The 16,021-nt window shown below is 70.9% G+C and carries 14 protein-coding genes; 7 read left to right on the top strand and 7 right to left on the bottom strand.

The genetic code is table 11. The annotated features are described in order from the left end of the window. Positions 1-4 precede the first annotated feature (4 nt). From iolD to KZJ41_RS04390, 4 genes are read left to right on the top strand one after another with little or no spacing between them, the layout of a single operon-like run. A complete protein-coding gene (iolD, locus tag KZJ41_RS04405; protein ID WP_065923029.1) occupies positions 5-2,020 on the top strand; it encodes a 3D-(3,5/4)-trihydroxycyclohexane-1,2-dione acylhydrolase (decyclizing) in 2,016 nt (671 codons plus the stop codon). Between the two features lie 28 nt (positions 2,021-2,048). Further along, positions 2,049-2,954 (top strand): sugar phosphate isomerase/epimerase, encoded by a 906-nt coding sequence (locus tag KZJ41_RS04400; protein WP_065923030.1) that lies wholly within the window; start codon positions 2,049-2,051, stop codon positions 2,952-2,954. A 21-nt stretch (positions 2,955-2,975) separates the two neighbouring features. Continuing rightward, the gene (locus tag KZJ41_RS04395) at positions 2,976-4,016 is read left to right on the top strand and encodes a Gfo/Idh/MocA family protein (RefSeq protein ID WP_065923031.1); all 1,041 of its coding nucleotides are present in this window, start codon (positions 2,976-2,978) and stop codon (positions 4,014-4,016) included. 5 nt (positions 4,017-4,021) lie between these two features. Beyond that, positions 4,022-4,855, top strand: a complete 834-nt coding sequence (locus KZJ41_RS04390; protein ID WP_065923541.1) for a sugar phosphate isomerase/epimerase family protein — start codon at positions 4,022-4,024, stop codon at positions 4,853-4,855. Between the two features lie 202 nt (positions 4,856-5,057). Here KZJ41_RS04390 and KZJ41_RS04385 read toward each other — a convergent pair whose 3' ends face one another. The 4 genes from KZJ41_RS04385 to KZJ41_RS04370 all read right to left on the bottom strand — a co-directional run bounded on the left by KZJ41_RS04385 (position 5,058) and on the right by KZJ41_RS04370 (position 9,086). Continuing rightward, complete coding sequence (locus KZJ41_RS04385) at positions 5,058-5,714, bottom strand: GntR family transcriptional regulator (RefSeq protein ID WP_065923032.1); 657 nt, start codon at positions 5,712-5,714, stop codon at positions 5,058-5,060. Between the two features lie 104 nt (positions 5,715-5,818). Continuing rightward, the gene (locus tag KZJ41_RS04380) at positions 5,819-6,808 is read right to left on the bottom strand and encodes a transketolase family protein (RefSeq protein ID WP_065923033.1); all 990 of its coding nucleotides are present in this window, start codon (positions 6,806-6,808) and stop codon (positions 5,819-5,821) included. Next, positions 6,805-7,689, bottom strand: coding sequence for a transketolase (locus KZJ41_RS04375; RefSeq protein WP_006937900.1), 885 nt, complete (start codon positions 7,687-7,689; stop codon positions 6,805-6,807). Before KZJ41_RS04375 ends, KZJ41_RS04380 begins: the two co-directional genes overlap by 4 nt. Beyond that, positions 7,686-9,086 carry an MFS transporter gene (locus tag KZJ41_RS04370; protein WP_065923542.1) on the bottom strand — a complete coding sequence of 467 codons (1,401 nt, stop codon included), beginning with the start codon at positions 9,084-9,086 and terminating at the stop codon, positions 7,686-7,688. Before KZJ41_RS04370 ends, KZJ41_RS04375 begins: the two co-directional genes overlap by 4 nt. A 186-nt stretch (positions 9,087-9,272) precedes the next feature. Here KZJ41_RS04370 and KZJ41_RS04365 point away from each other — a divergent pair, with 186 nt between their 5' ends. The 3 genes from KZJ41_RS04365 (at position 9,273) to KZJ41_RS04355 (ending at position 11,356) form a co-directional block, all read left to right on the top strand. Beyond that, positions 9,273-10,097: a sugar phosphate isomerase/epimerase gene (locus tag KZJ41_RS04365; protein WP_050034588.1), complete on the top strand. Its 825-nt coding sequence runs from the start codon at positions 9,273-9,275 to the stop codon at positions 10,095-10,097. Positions 10,098-10,129: 32 nt separating this feature from the next. Then, complete coding sequence (locus KZJ41_RS04360) at positions 10,130-10,903, top strand: SDR family NAD(P)-dependent oxidoreductase (RefSeq protein WP_006937897.1); 774 nt, start codon at positions 10,130-10,132, stop codon at positions 10,901-10,903. 132 nt (positions 10,904-11,035) lie between these two features. Further along, the gene (locus KZJ41_RS04355; RefSeq protein WP_306430608.1) at positions 11,036-11,356 is read left to right on the top strand and encodes a WhiB family transcriptional regulator; all 321 of its coding nucleotides are present in this window, start codon (positions 11,036-11,038) and stop codon (positions 11,354-11,356) included. Positions 11,357-11,516: 160 nt separating this feature from the next. Here the strand turns inward: KZJ41_RS04355 and KZJ41_RS04350 are convergent, their stop codons facing one another. From KZJ41_RS04350 to KZJ41_RS04340, 3 genes are all read right to left on the bottom strand, one after another. Then, positions 11,517-12,317: an alpha/beta fold hydrolase gene (locus KZJ41_RS04350; RefSeq protein WP_006937895.1), complete on the bottom strand. Its 801-nt coding sequence runs from the start codon at positions 12,315-12,317 to the stop codon at positions 11,517-11,519. A 108-nt stretch (positions 12,318-12,425) separates the two neighbouring features. Then, entirely contained in the window at positions 12,426-14,192 is a 1,767-nt protein-coding gene (locus KZJ41_RS04345) for an ABC transporter ATP-binding protein (protein WP_102799836.1), read from the bottom strand. Beyond that, the gene (locus tag KZJ41_RS04340) at positions 14,189-15,916 is read right to left on the bottom strand and encodes an ABC transporter ATP-binding protein (RefSeq protein WP_044476042.1); all 1,728 of its coding nucleotides are present in this window, start codon (positions 15,914-15,916) and stop codon (positions 14,189-14,191) included. The genes KZJ41_RS04345 and KZJ41_RS04340 overlap by 4 nt, the downstream gene beginning before the upstream one ends. Between the last annotated feature and the right edge of the window lie 105 nt (positions 15,917-16,021).

The raw sequence follows: 16,021 nt of genomic DNA, 5'->3' as shown, positions 1-16,021 counted from the left end.
ACCAGTGGCGCCCATCAACTCCGACCGCGACGGCGCGGTCACCGGAATCCGCACGCCGGACACCGAGCAGACCGTGCGCCTGACCGTGGCGCAGGCGACCGTGCGGTTCCTCGCCGCCCAGCACGTCGAACGCGACGGCGAGCGCACCCCGTTCTTCGCCGGCTGCTTCGGCATCTTCGGACACGGCAACGTCGCCGGCCTCGGCCAGGCTCTGCTGCAGGCCGAGACCGAGGACCTCGACGCCGGGCGCGAGCCCTCCCTGCCGTACGTGCTCGGCCGCAACGAACAGGCCATGGTGCACAGCGCCGTCGCCTACGCCCGCATGAAGGACCGCCTCCAGGCCTGGGCCGTGACCGCATCCGTCGGACCGGGCTCGACCAACATGGTCACCGGTGCCGCCCTCGCGACGATCAACCGCCTGCCCGTGCTGCTCCTGCCGGCGGACACGTTCGCCACCCGTGCCAGCGCTCCGGTCCTGCAGGAACTCGAACGTCCCGACTCCGGGGACGTCACCGTCAACGACTGCTTCCGTCCGGTGTCGCGCTTCTTCGACCGGGTCTGGCGGCCGGAGCAGCTGCCCGCGGCCCTGCTCGGCGCGATGCGGGTCCTCACCGACCCGGTCGAGACCGGCACCGCCACCGTCGCGATCCCGCAGGACGTGCAGGCGGAGGCGTTCGACTGGCCGGTGTCCCTGTTCGCCGAACGGACCTGGCACGTGGGCCGCCCGCTGCCCGAGCGCGCAGCGCTGGCCCGTGCGGCCGAGGCGATCCGGTCGGCGCGCCGGCCGTTGATCGTCGCCGGTGGCGGCGTCGTCTACAGCCGCGCGACGGACGCGCTGGCGCGGTTCTGCGAGCGCACCGGGATTCCGGTCGGGCAGAGCCAGGCCGGAAAGGGCTCGCTGCCCTACGACCACCCGCAGTCGGTGGGAGCGATCGGCTCGACCGGCACCACCGCCGCCAACGCCCTGGCCGCCGAGGCCGACCTGGTGATCGGGATCGGCACCCGCTACAGCGATTTCACCTCCGCGTCCCGCACCGCGTTCACCGACCCCGACGTGCGGTTCGTCAACATCAACGTGGCGTCGTTCGATGCGGTCAAGCAGGGCGCCGTCGGCGTGGTCGCCGACGCCCGCGAGACGATCGAGGCACTCGACGAGGCGCTGGCGGGCTACGCCGTCTCCGACGGCTACCGCGCCCTCGTCGCGCAGCTCGCCGCCGACTGGGAGGCGACCGTCGACGCCGTCTACTCCCCCGGCGTGCACGGCACGAACGTCGCGACGGGTGCCGAAGCCCTCACCCAGAACGAGGTCATCGGGCTCGTCAACGCCATCTCGGAACCGCGGGACGTCGTGGTGTGCGCCGCCGGGTCGATGCCCGGCGACCTGCACAAGCTGTGGCGCACCCGGGATCCCAAGGGCTACCACGTGGAATACGGCTACTCGTGCATGGGATACGAGGTCGCCGGCGGGCTCGGCGTGGCGATGGCATGCCCCGACCGGGACGTCTTCGTGATGGTCGGGGACGGCTCCTACCTGATGATGGCCACCGAACTCGTCACCGCCGTGCAGGAGGGCGTGAAGGTGATCGTGGTGCTGGTGCAGAACCACGGATTCGCCTCCATCGGCTCGCTGTCGGAATCGCTCGGCTCGCAGCGCTTCGGCACCTCGTACCGCTATCGCAGCGACCGGGGCCGGCTGGACGGCGGCGTGCTGCCGGTGGATCTGGCGGCCAACGCCGCCAGCCTCGGCGTGGACGTCCTGCGGGCGACGACCGCCGCGGAGTTCGCCGACGCCCTCGAGGCCGCGAAGGCGTCCGACCGCGCCACCGTCGTCCACGTGGAGACGGACCCGCTCATCGGCGCACCCGACAGCGAATCCTGGTGGGACGTACCCGTATCGGAGACCTCGACGCTCGAGTCCACACAGCAGGCCCGCGAGGTGTACGAGGCGTGGAAGAGGGTCCAGCGTCCCTACCTGCGCCCGTCCGAACCCGCGCCCGAATCGTCCTCCACCGACAACTGACCCCCACCAAGAGAAGGACACCCACCACATGAGCACCATCCGCGTCGGCTCCGCTCCCGACTCCTGGGGCGTCTGGTTCCCGGACGACCCGCAGCAGACGCCCTACACCCGTTTCCTCGACGAGGTGGCGGCGGCCGGCTACCGGTGGATCGAACTCGGCCCCTACGGCTACCTGCCCACCGAGCCGCAGCAGCTCACCGACGAGCTCGCGGCCCGCGACCTGAAGCTCTCTGCCGGCACGGTGTTCGAGCACCTCCACCAGGACGACTCCTGGGACGCGGTGTGGTCCCAGATCGAGGACGTCGCCCAGCTCACCGCCGCGGTGGGCGGCACCCACGTCGTGGTGATCCCGGAGATGTGGCGGCATCCCGCGACCGGCGAGGTGCTCGAGGACCGCAACCTGACGCCGGAGCAGTGGCGCAAGAAGACCGGCGGCATGAACGAGCTCGGCAAGGCCATGTTCGAGAAGTACGGCGTGCGTGCCCAGTACCATCCGCACGCCGACAGCCACGTCGACACGGAAGAGAACGTCTACCGGTTCCTCGACGGCACCGATCCCGAGTTCGTCAACCTGTGCCTCGACACCGGTCACATCAGCTACTGCGGCGGCGACAACCTGGCGATCATCGCCAAGCACCCCGACCGGATCGGCTACCTGCACCTCAAGCAGGTCGATCCCGAGGTCCGCGCCAAGGTCGAGGCCGAGGACCTGCCGTTCGGCGAAGCCGTGCGCCTCGGCGCGATGACCGAACCGCCACGCGGCATCCCGGACATGCCGCCCCTGCTCGAGGCGGTCGAGCAGCTCGGGATCGACGTGTTCGCCATCGTCGAGCAGGACATGTACCCCTGCCCGGTCGACGCCCCGCTGCCGATCGCACAGCGTACCCGAAAGTACCTGGGGTCCTGCGGGATTCCAGCCGTCCGCTTCGTCTGAGTACGTCAGGAGCCACCGAGAATGTCCGACAACACCGATCTCCGCATCGCCGTGCTCGGCGTCGGCATGATGGGCGCCGACCACGTCGCCCGCATCACCGACCGCATCAGCGGCGCGCGCGTCACCGTGATCAACGATTACCTCACCGAGAAGGCCGAGCAGGTCGCCGCCACCGTGCCCGGCGCCCGCGTCGTCGCCGATCCGCTCGACGCGATCGCCGCCGACGACGTGGATGCCGTCGTGCTCGCCACCCCGGGACCCACGCACGAGAAGCAGCTGCTCGCCTGCCTCGACGCCGGCAAGCCCGTCATGTGCGAGAAGCCCCTGACCACCGACGCCGCGACGTCCCTCGAGATCGTCAAGCGCGAGGCCCAGCTCGGCAGGACGCTGATCCAGGTCGGGTTCATGCGCCGGTTCGACGCGGAGTACGAACAGCTCAAGGCCGCCCTCGTCGCGGGCGAGCTGGGGCAGCCGCTCGTGATGCACTGCGCGCACCGCAACCCTGCGGTCCCGCCGTACTTCGACAGCGCGATGATCGTCAAGGATTCGATCGTGCACGAGGTCGACGTCACCCGGTTCCTGTTCGCCGAGGAGATCACCTCCGTGCAGATCATCAGGCCGACGGCCAACACGCTCTCCGGCTCCGATCTGCAGGATCCGCAGATCGCCATCTTCACCACCGAGACCGGCCGCCACGTCGACGTCGAGGCGTTCGTCACCACCGGCCTGGCGTACGAGGTGCGCACCGAGGTCGTCGGCGAGCTCGGCTCCGCGATGATCGGCCTGGACGTGGGACTGGTCCGCAAGACCCGCCCCGGCGTCTGGGGCGGCACCATCACGCCGGACTTCCGGGTGCGTTTCGGTGCCGCCTACGACGCCGAGATCCAGCGCTGGGTGCACGCGGTACGGTCGGGCGCCGAGACCGGCAGCTACGTCGACGGTCCCGGCGCCTGGGACGGCTACGCCGCCGCGGCGGTGTGCGAGGCCGGCGTCCGTTCGCTCGAGACCGGTGAGCGGGTCGCCGTGGACATGGTGGACCGCGCGTCCGTCCCGGGAGCGTGACCGCCGTGAAGATCGCACTGGATCCCACCCCGTTCCACCACTCCCACTCGCTGCTCGAGCTGCCCGGGGTCGTCGCCGAACTCGGCTACGAATACCTGCAACTGACCCCGCACGTGGACATGATCCCGTTCTTCAACCATCCGAAGGCGGACGACGCGCTGGTGGCCAAGTTCCGCAAGGCGTGCGCCGACGCGGGCGTCGGCATCGCCTCCGTGCTCCCCGTGCTGCGCTGGTCCGGTCCGGACGAGGATGCGCGTGAAGCCGCGGTGCGGTACTGGAAGCGCGCCATCCAGATCACGGTCGACCTGGGTGTGAACGTGATGAACACCGAATTCTCGGGCCGGCCGGAGAAGGCCGAGGAGTCCGAGCGGGCGTTCTACCGGTCGATGGAGGAACTCGTCCCGATCATCGAACGCGAGGGCATCGACGTCCGGATCGACCCGCACCCGGACGACTTCGTGGAGGACGGACTGGCCGCCATCCGGATGATCCGCGGTATCAATTCGAAGAACTTCGGACTGGTGTACGTCGCCTGCCACACCTATCACATGGGCGGCAACATGCTGGAGATCATGCGGACCGCCGGCGACATGCTCCGCCTGGTGCACGTCGCGGACACGATGGACCATCACGCCTCGCACGGCCTTCGCTACATCACCAATCCCCCCGGCAACGCGGTCCGTGTCCACCAGCACCTGAAGATCGGCGACGGCGACGTCGACTGGGACGAGTTCTTCGGGGGCCTCGCCGAGATCGGTTTCTACGACCGTGACGACACCGTGATGGAGGGAAGAGTCTGCAGATGTAATCCGAGCGGTTTAGCACGTGCTAATCCGTAGTGACGACCCTCACACATAGCCCCGGTATATGTCAAGACATATGCCCATATTCATCACCCGCGCGCACAGGACAGGCCGCCGGCGCGCCCCTCGTCGCGGGGATGCGTCGGCGGCCTGTCGAAGCGCGGGGACCACTCCACCGCCCGAACGGGCGCGGAGAAGCGCCACGACGGCCGGACCGGCGGCACCGGAGGGAAACCGGCTACGAAACGAGGTTGGCTGCAGCCCATTTCATATGGGAACGCACGGCGGCGGCCGCTTCGTCGGAGTCGCCGGTTTCGATGGCGTCGACGATGGCGCTGTGCCGTCCGACGTCCATGTTGCCGACAGCCTTTTCCAGGCCGGCGAACATGATGGACATGCGGATCGACCCTTCGAGGGACTGCCACGAGTGCATCAGTGTCTCGTTGCCGGTCAGACGGCAGAGGATGCGGTGGAAGTTCAGATCCGCCTCGATGCGCGCATCGAGATCGTGCTCGGCACGCGCCATGATGTCGAGCGCCGCGCGCAGGGCCGGGACCACGGTGGAGCGGTCGGGAAGCTCGGCGAGCTCCCGGACCGCGAGGGCTTCGAGGGCCGCGCGGACGGCGAAGATGTCGCGGATCTCCTTGGCGTCGAGGTGGCGCACGTAGAGCCGGCCCCGGGCGCCGGCGGAGATCAGGCCTTCCTGCTGGAGCTGGCGCATGGCCTCGCGCAAGGTGCCGCGGCTGATCTGGAGCATCTCGGACAGCTCGGTTTCGACGAGCGGGCTGCTGGGGGCGAGGGCGCCGCTGGTGATCGCGCTGCGCAGAGCCGCGACGGCCTGCTGGCGCAAACTGGTCTTCTCCAGTCCGAGCAGCGCGGCAGGTTGTGCGGCCATTGATGCCTCCAGGCGGTGTCAGCGGGCGACTGTCGACAGCAGTCTGTCGACAATGATACGGGCCCGCGCCGGCGGCGGCGCGGGCCCGTCCACACTGCGTCAGCTCAGCTCAGCTCGTCCAGGACGCGGGCGACGATGCGGTCGGTGCTCAGGCCGTAACGATCGTGCAGCGTCGGCAGGGCACCGGCGTCGAGGAAGCGGTCGGGCAGCGCGATCGGGGTGATCTTCCGGCCCAGGCCCGCCTCGGCGGCGGCAGCGGCCACCGTTTCGAACAGCCCTCCGACGACCGTGTGATTCTCGAGGGTGACCACGAGGCGGTCCGTGTCGATCTCGGCGAGCACGGTGGCGGCGTCGAACGGTTTGATCGTCGGGGTGTGGACCACGGCGACATCGACGTTGTGCCGGGACAGCTCCTGCGCCGCCTGCAGTGCCCGCATGGTCATCAGGCCGCTGGCGACGAAGACCACGTCGTTGCCGTCGCGCAGCACCTTGGCCTTGCCGAGCTCGAAGGTGTAGTCGTACTCGTCGAGGACGGTGGCGACCTTGCCGCGCAGCAATCGCAGATAGGTCGGCCCCTCGCAGGCGGCCAGTTGTGGTACCGCCTGCTCGATGTCGACCGAGTCGCACGGGTCGACGATCGTCAGGTTGGGCATGCCCCGGAAGATGGCGATGTCCTCGGTGGCCTGGTGGCTCGGGCCGTAGCCGGTGGTCAGGCCGGGCAGGCCGCCGACGATGTTGACGTTGAGGTTCGGTTCGGCGATGTCCAGGCACAGGAAGTCGTAGGCGCGACGGGCGGCGAACACCGAGTAGGTCGAGGCGAACGGCACCAGTCCGGTTTCGGCCATGCCGGCGGCGGCGCCGAGCAGCAGCTGCTCGGCCATGCCCATCTGGAAGAAGCGGTCCGGGAACGCCTCGGCGAAGATGTGCATGTCGGTGTACTTGGCCAGATCCGCGGACAGTCCGACGATCTTGTCGTTCTCCCGTGCCGCCGCGACCAGTGCGTGGCCGAACGGCGCGGCGGTCGTCTTCTGGCCGGGGTCGACGAAGGAGGCGATCATCGCCGACGTCTTGAGCTTGGGGGCGGTGGTGGTCATCGAGCATCCTCGAGGTCGTATCCGGCGGTCAACTGGTCGCGGCAGATCTGCCATTCGTGCTCGTCGATGCGCATGAAGTGGGCCTTCTCCCTGGTCTCCAGCAACGGCACGCCCTTGCCGACTCGCGTGTCGCACAGGACGACCGCCGGCGCGCCGCGCACGGCGGCACCGGCCGCGGCCTCGTCGAAGGCGCCGAGCAGGGCGCCGGTGTCGTTGCCGTCGACGCGGTAGGTGCGCCAGCCGCAGGCGGTCCACTTGTCGTGCACGGGTTCGGTGCTCAGTACCCCGGCGGTCGGGCCGTCGGCCTGCAGGGCGTTGATGTCGACCATCGCGATCAGGTTGCCGAGCTGGTGGTGGTGCGCGCTCATCGCCGCTTCCCAGGTCGAACCTTCGTCGAGCTCACCGTCGGACAGGAAGTTGAACACCCGTGCCTGCGAGTCCTGGTGGCGCAGACCCAGGGCCATTCCCACGGCGATGGGGAGACCGTGCCCGAGCGAGCCTCCGGAGATCTCCATGCCGGGGGTGTAGGTCGACATACCCGACATCGGGAGGCGGGAATCGTCCGAGCCGTACGTCAGCAGTTCGTCGCGGGGAACGATCCCGGCCTCGGCGAGCGCTGCGTACAGGCCGATGGCGTAGTGGCCGGTCGAGAGCAGGAACCGGTCGCGGCCGGCCCAGTCCGGGTCGTCGGCACGGAACCGGAGGTGCTCCGCGTAGACGGTGGCCAGGATGTCGGCCGCGCCGAGGGCCTGTCCGACGTAGCCCTGGCCCTGTTCCTGGCCCATGTCGAGCACATTGTGCCTGAGACGGTAGGCGAACTCGTCGACGGCGGCGAGGCGGCGGTCGCGATGGACGGCGCCGGCGTGCGCAGTGGTGGTCACAGCAGTTCCTTTTCCTTGGTGCTCGATGCCGTCCCGGACCGGTGGCGCAGCGTTGCGCCGCCGGGGCCGGAGGCGTGTTCTTCTGAGCGGGTGGCCTCGTCGGCGAGGCGACGTTCGGCCGCACCCCAGGTCTCCCGGGTGAGCAGGGCGGTGATCAAGCCGATCAGCCCGAAGGCACTGAACAGCAGGGCCGGGCCGACCCAGCCGAGAGAGACGTAGAGCAGGGTGGTGACGAACGGGGTGAAGCCGGAGACCATGGCCGAGATCTGGTAGGCCAGGGAGGCGCCCGACGCGCGCCGCGCCGCCTGGAACAATTCGGGGAACCAGGCACCCTGGGCGCCGGCGAGGGCGTTCTGGCACACCGCGTAGGCGATGACGATCGTGGCGACGATCAGGACGAACAGGCCGGTGTTGACCAGCAGGAACATCGGCACGCCGAACAGGGCGGCGAAGGCGCACACGCCCAGGTACACCGGGCGCCGCCCGATGCGGTCCGTCAGGGCGGCCCAGGCGAAGGTGGCGACGATGCCGATCGCGGAGGCGACGCACAGCGCCAGGAGCGTTTCGGATTTTCCGGCCAGGTCGTTGGTGTGCAGGTAGGAGATCATGTAGGTGATCGAGACGGCGTATCCGGCGGTTTCGGCGACCCGCAGCCCGATGCCGCGCAGGATGTCGCCCCAGTCCTTCCTGATCGACTCGAGCACCGGGGACGCGGCGATCTCGCCGCTGTCCTTGACGTCTTCGAAGACCGGCGACTCGGGCACCTTGGACCGGATGATCAGGCCCACGGCAACCAGGACGATGCTGGCGAGGAACGGTACGCGCCACGCCCAGTCACCGTCGAGGTGCACGCTGAAAAGAAAGACGAGATTCGCCAGCAGCAGTCCGACCGGGAAGCCGGCCTGGACGATGCCGGTGTAGCGGCCCTTGGCCTTCCAGGGGGCGTGTTCGTAGCTCATCAGGATCGCCCCGCCCCACTCGGCGCCGAAGGCCAGACCCTGGACGATCCGCACCGTCACCAGCAGGGCCGGGGCGACGAGTCCGACCTGGGTGTAGGTCGGTAGCAGGCCGATCGCGAACGTGGCCAGGCCCATGACGATGAGGGAGGCGACCAGGACGGGCTTGCGCCCGATCCTGTCCCCGAGGTGTCCGCCGAGGATGCCGCCGAGGGGCCTGGCCGCGAATCCGACACCGAGGGTGGCGAAGGCGGCGAGGGTACCGATGACCGGATCGCCGCTGGGAAAGAAGGCGGTACCGAAGTACAGGGCAGCGGCGGTGCCGAAGCCGATGAAGTCGTAGGTCTCGATGACCGCCCCTACCGAGGAGCCGATCGCGACGCGTTTCGCGTCTTTCGTGCCGTGGACGGGACCACGCATCCGGAGAGCATCGGTGCTCATGAACATCTCCTCTTCGAACCGGGAGGACCGGTGGGGATCGGGCAGTGGATGTCGACTGTCAACAGTGTGCACCGAGTGTGACCGCCGCCACCAGCCCCTGTCAACCGTCAATCTTCGACCGTTGACTGTTGACAGTGAATCGTTCTACCGTGGTCCCCATCACCCCGCTTCCTCGAAGGAGTTCTCGTGGTCCACGACCGGCTCGGCTGCTCGTCGATCAGCTTCCGTCACCTCGGGCTGAGCGACGCGCTCTCCACCATCGCCGAACTCGGGTTCGCCGAAATCGATCTCGGAGCCCTGCCGGGAGTGTGCGACCACGTCCCCTTCGGGCTCGACACCGCCGGCGTCGAACAGGTGACCAAGGAGGTGGCCGCGTCGGGCCTGCGCGTGCGCAGCGTCAACGGCGACATCGGCGACCTCAACCTGCCCCTGACCCCGGCACAGCGCGACGAGCGGAGACGTCACCTCGATCGGCTGCTCACCCTCACCGCCGGTGTCGGGGCCCGGGCGCTGGTCCTGCCGTGCGGAGCCCTCGACCACACCCCGGTCCGGTCATTGGACGAGGACCTCGATGCCGTTGCCGCCCAATTGGAGTGGGCAGCCGACACGGCCCACACGTTCGGCGTGGCCCTGTGGACCGAGTCGTTGCACGTGTACCGGTTGTGCTGCGACACCGCACGTGCCACGCAACTGACCGCCCGACTCTCCCCCGAGATCGGGATCGTGATGGACTTCAGCCACATCGTCGCTTCCGGCGGCGACCCGGTCGGCTTCGTCGACCTGTTCGGCCATCGCATCACCCATGTGCACCTGCGCGACGCCGTCCCGGGGAACATCAATCTCGGCATCGGCAACGGCGCCGCCGATTTCGCCGCCGGCATCGACGCCCTCACCGCCTTCGGATACGCGGGCCACTTCAGCCTCGAACTCGAAACCCGCGACATCACCGACGCGCAGCGCCCCGCCGGCACCGCGGAGGCGGCCCGCCTCATCTCCCCCCTCATTCCCTGACCCAGCCATCAACAGCCATCAAGGAGAAACCCATGTCTTCCACCCAGCGCACCGCCGTCGTCACCGGCGCCACCTCCGAGCGCGGCATCGGCATCGCCACCGCCCGCCGCTACGCCGAAGACGGCTGGGCCGTCGTCGTCCTCGACCTGGACGGTGAAAAGTCCGCCAAGGTCGCCGCGGAGATCGGCAGCGACTACTCCGTCCCGGCGTTCGGCCACGACATCGACGTCGCCGACGAGGCCTCCGTCCAGCGCGCGCACGACGCCGTCGCCGCCGAAGTCGCCGCAGGAACCCTCCCGCCCGTCGGGGCCCTCGCCAACATCGCGGGCATCACGTCACCGGTGCCGTTCCTCGACACCACCCTCGAACTGTGGAACAAGGTCATGGCCGTCAACGCCACCGGCACCTACCTGGTGACCCGCGCCTTCCTGCCGGCGATGATCGACAACGGCTGGGGCCGGATCGTCAACATGTCGTCCGTCTCCGCCCAGCGCGGCGGCGGCGTCTTCGGCAAGGTCCCCTACTCCTCCGCCAAGGCCGCCGTCCTCGGCTTCACCAAGTCCCTCGCCCGCGAACTCGGAGACACCGGAGTGACCGTCAACGCCGTCACCCCCGGAGCGGTCGACACCGGCATCCGGGTGGGCAGCACCCCCGAGCAGGAAGCCGCCATCTGCCGCGACATCCCGCTCGGCCGCACCGCCGGCACCCGCGAAGTGGCCTCGGTCATCACGTTCCTCTCCTCCGAGGACGCCGCATACCTCACCGGCACCACCGTCGACATCAACGGCGGCAGCCACATGCACTGACCGCCGGGATCCGTGCCCGGACAGGTTCACAACTACCGACAGACACGGCCCCGCACCTCCTCACCGCGCACGCGGCAGGGAGACCGTGCACTCACACGACAGTGCGGTGTCGACTCGCACCCACCGACGACCATGAGCACACCGCCCGCCCGCGCCTCCGCGGAACTCGCCGTGCCGTCCCGCGACGAGCGGGAGGACTGGACCGCCCGCGCCGACTGCCGGTTCGTCGAGCCGTCCGTGTTCTTCGGCCCGGACGCCGAGCCACGCGGTGCCCGCCTACGACGGGAACGCACCGCGAAACAGATCTGCCACACCTGCCCGGTCCGAATCCCGTGCCGTGCTTATGCACTCGACAGCCGGCAGAGGTACGGCGTCTGGGGCGGCACCACCGAAGCGGAACGCCGAGCCCGGCACCCCGCCCTCCCGGCAGGCGTCCCGCCGGAACCGAGGTGACACGATCACCTCTTTCACCCGTGAACCGGTGACACCGAACCCGTGTCACCGGTTCACGAGTCCGCCACCGCCCACGAAGGATCTCGGTCACGCGGCGGAATGCCGTGGCGGCGAGTGAAACCCGGCACGCCACGGGCCGCGATCCCGGCCACGGCGAGGTTCAGCTCGCCAGGAACTCCAGCAGCACCTTGTTCACGGCCTCCGGCTGCTCGAGGTAGCCGTAGTGCCCGGCGTCCGGGATCTCCTGGTAGCTCGCGCCGGGGATCGCGTCGGCGACCTCCCGCGACAGGTACGCCGGGATCATCCGGTCGTCGGCGAAACCGACGGCCAGGCACGGCACCCGCACCGCCCGGTAGGCCGCGCGACGGTCGAACTCGCGGTCCATTCCCAGCTGCGCCCGCACGCCCGGCGACGTCTTGCCGCCGGTGAACTCGAACACGTCGAGCCAGTCCCGCGCGGTGTGCGGGTCGGCCAGCGACGCCGGCGACAGGTTCATCACGGCCGTGACCGCCGCCCGGTACTTCGGGGGCAGCTCGACACGGCTGTCGTACAGCTGCCGCTCGCCCTCGGTCAGGGTGAGCTGGAACTGGTCCATGCGCGCGTGCCCGGCCAGGAACACCGCCTTGCGCACCAGGTCCGGGCGCGCCAGCGTCAGCTCCTGCGCGACACGCGCGCCCATCGAGGTGCCCACCACGTACGCGGGACCGCCGAGCAGCTCGATCAGTCCGGCGGTGTCGGCCACCAGGTCGTCGATGGTCATGCCGCCGAGGCTCTCCCCCGACGGCGCGATGCCGCGGTTGTCGAAGGTGGCGACGCGGTAGCCGGCCTGGACCAGCGCGGGGACCTGGTGCAGGTCCCAGACCCGGCCGGGGCTGCCCGTCCCCATGATCAGCACGACGAGGTCGCCGGTCCCCTTGACCTGGTAGTTCAGCGGGATGCCGTTGATTGTCGCGATGGGCATGAAAACCTTCCTGAGGTGGGTGGCACGGGTGCGGCCGTACGGCCGCACGGGCACAACGGACCGATCCACACTACCCTGCACCGCAGGTCGCGGCCCTGGCAGCACATCTCAGCCGCCGGCCTGCCAGGCCCGCCACAGCCGCGCATAGCGGCCCCCGGCGGCGACGAGCGCCGCGTGCGGTCCCTCCTCGACGACCCGGCCCGCCTCGAGCACGACGACCCGGTCCGCCGCCGCGGCCTGCGTCAGCCGATGCGCCACGACCAGGGCGGTGCGTCCCCGCGTCACGACGGCCGCGGCCGCTTCGAGGGCCCGTGCGCCCGCGCTGCCGGCCTCCGCGGTCGCCTCGTCGAGCACCACCACCGGTGGATCGGCGATCAGCACCCGCGCCAGCGCGAGCTGCTGGGCCTGGGCCGCGGTCAGGGGATGTCCGCCCTCGCCGACGACCGTGTGCAGGCCGTCGCCGAGCGCGCGGACCCACTCGCCGGCCCCGACCGCGTCGAGTGCCGCTTCCACCTCGTCCGCGGTGGCGCCGGGCCTGGCCAGCCGCACGTCGTCGAGCAATGGCCCGGCGAACACGTGCACCTCCTGGCTGACGATCACGACGCTGCGACGCAGCCGCGGTCCGAGTTCGCCGAGCGACCGGCCGTCGATACGGACCTCCCCCGAGGCGGGCGTGACGACGCCGGCCGCGGCCGCGGCGACCGTCGACTTCCCGGCGCCGGTCGACCCGACCAGGGCCACCGTCTCCCCCGGCCCGACCTTCAGGTCCACGCCGTGCAGGACCTCCGGCCCGTGCAGGTACCGGTGCCGCACCCCGGCCAGTTCCAGCGCCGGCGGACCGTCGCGTCGGACGTCGCGCGGAGCGTCGCGCTCCGGCGGCTGCGCCGGGAGCTCGGCGACGCCCACGAGGCGGGCCAGGCTGGCGCCCGCGGACTGGACGTCGTCGAAGGTGAAGAGCAGGAGCCCGAGCGGCGAGAACAGGCGGTGGAACAGCAGTGCCGCCGCGGTGGCCTCGCCGACGGTCACCGCATCCGCCCGCACCAGCACGAACCCGGCGACGAGAAGCGCCGAGAGACCGACGAATTCGGCCCGGTTGGCGCGGCCCGCGAACCGGGTGAACAGGCCGAACACGCCGACGGTGAGGTCGCGGGCGCGGCCCGACGCGGCGTCGATGCCGGACAGGTGGGCCGGGTCGAGCCCGTAGGCGCGGACGGTGCGCACACCGTGCATGCTGCTGACGAGTGCCTGCGACCGTTCTCCCATCGCCACCCGCTCCGCGGCGTACAGCGGCGCCGACCGGGGCAGGTACCAGCGCAGGGCGAGCGCATACAGCGGCAGCGCGACGAGCCCGGCGAGCCCGAGCCGCCAGTCGATCCCGACCATGGCCGCGACGCTGACCACCACCAGCATCAGCGCCGCCACCAGCTGCGGCACCACCGAGACCAGCGCCTTTGCCAGCACCGCGACGTCGTCGCCGACACGGGAGAGGACGTCGCCGTGCCCGGCACGTTCGACGGTCTCGGTGGGCAGGCGCAGCACCCGCGCCAGGACCGTCTCGCGCAGCCGGGCCAGCACCGTCTCGCCCAGTCGCGCAACGAGGTGCAGGCCGGCGCCGTCGAGCACCCCGCCGACGACCGCCGCGGCTGCGATCAGCGCGACGACCCACCCGAGCGTGGCCATCGGCGCCTGTTCGCGCACCCGGTCGACGAGGATGCCGAGGACGCGCACCGGCACCACGGAGGCCACCGCGGCCCCGACGGACACCGCCACGGTGAGCGCGACCCGGCCCGGCGCGGCGCGCAGCTGCGCCCCCAGCCAGCGCCACGACCGTCCGGCGGAGGCGATCGGCAACAGCTCGGACTCGTACGCCGTCATCGCAGCACCGCCGCCCGGTAGGTGGGGTGTGTGGCGGCCAGTTCGGCGTGGGTGCCGGCGGCGACAATCCTGCCGTCGTCGACCACGACCACGCGGTCGGCGACGGCGAGCAGCGCCGGGCTCGAGGTGATGACGACGGTCGTGTGCTCGCCCCCGTCGTGCCGGACGCGCGCGATCCCCTCCGCGACGGCCTGCTCGGTGACGGCGTCGACGGCGGTGGTCGGCTCGTGCAGCACCAGTACCGGGGCGCGCCGCGCCAGCGCCCGCGCCAGCGCCACCCGCTGTCGCTGCCCGCCGGACAGGCTGCTGCCGCGGTCGACGATCCGCTGGTCGAGACCGTCGGGGTGGGTGTCGGCGACCTGCCCGGCGGCGGAGGCGCGGAGCACCTCCGGGGGTATGCCCCCGGACGGGTCGCACATGCCCGCGGTGATGTTGCCGGCGAGCGTGCCGGCGAACAGGTCGCTGTGGTGCGGTTCGGCGAGGACGGTCCGGCGTGCGGCGACGGGGTCGAGCGCGCCGAGCGGGACTCCCCCGACGGTCAGCTCGCCGCGGACGTCCTCCGGCGGCACCTGCCCGGACAGCACGTCGGCGAGGGCCTCCGCGTCCTGCGGCCGGTGGGCGAGGACACCGAGCAGTTCCCCCGGCGCGACGGTCAGGTCCATCCCGCGCAGCGACCGGTAGCCGAGTCCGCGCAACACGAGGCGGCCGTCCGACGGTGTCCCGGTTCCGGCCGGCAGCAGCGGCGGCGCGTGCAGCACCAGCGACAGCCGGTCGGCGGAGGCGCGGGACGCGGCCCACGACGACGGCAGGGCGGCGAGCGTCCCGAGGGGTTCGACGACGAACTGGGCCAGGCCCACGACGGTGATGAGCTCGCCGACCGAGATCCGGCCGGCGAGCGCGGCCCAGCCCGCGACGCCCGCGACCGCGACGGACAGCAGCGCGCTCACCGCCGCCGAGGTGCCGGTGTAGACGCCGGCGGCGCGGGTCGCGCGGAGCGTCGCGGCGAGCGCGTCCGCGCTGGCCTCCCGGTAGCGGCGGGCGGCGGCCGGCTCGGCACCGAGGCCCCGCAGCGGTCGGAGCCCCGTGACGAGATCGGTCGCCAGGCCCGACGCCCGCGCCACCGCCTCCTGCTGTGCGGTCATCCGCCGGGTCAGCAGCGGGGTGGCGCGGTCGAGCGCGACGAGGATCGCAGGCGTGCCCAGCAGCACCAGCAGACCGAGGGGGACGTCGACGAGCAGCAGCGCCACCGCGGCCCCGGCCACCGCGGTGATCGCCGCGGCGGTGGCGGGCACCACGTGCAGGATCTGCGCGGCCCGCCCGGCGTCGGTGGTCGCCACCGCCAGGAGTTCCCCGATGCGCAGGGAGGTGCGCACCCCGCGCGGATCGAGGATCCGGCGCGCCACCGTGACCCGCAGCCGGTGCGACTCGGCCTCGATCGCCGCGACGAGCCGGCGCGCGCCGAAACGCCACGAGTAGGTGAGCACGACGAACAACGCGGCCAGGCCCGCGAGGGCGACGACCAGCGTCGGGACGTCGCCGCTGGTGACCGGTCCGTCGATGATCGCCCCGATCGCGACGGGGACGAGGGTCTCCATGACTTGGTGCAGCGAGACCAGCGCGGTGCCGATCGCCAGCGCGACCCGCTGGTTCGCAATCGTGTGCCGCAGCAGCCGCAGACCCGGCTCCTTCCCCTGATCGATCCGGCGATCACCGTCGCTGCTCATGCCTCCCACCACACGAAACTCTCCGTTCCCCGTCCCCGCTCCCAGAAGTGAGCCAACCCTAACTCGTGGAGCGGCTGGCGTCGGAGTCGCCGGTTCTCATAGAGT

The organism is Rhodococcus sp. 11-3 (assembly GCF_023704055.1).
GTDB classification, from domain to species: domain Bacteria; phylum Actinomycetota; class Actinomycetes; order Mycobacteriales; family Mycobacteriaceae; genus Rhodococcus; species Rhodococcus aetherivorans.
Note: the sequence above shows the minus strand (reverse complement) of the source record. Positions and strands in the feature narration are given on the sequence as shown.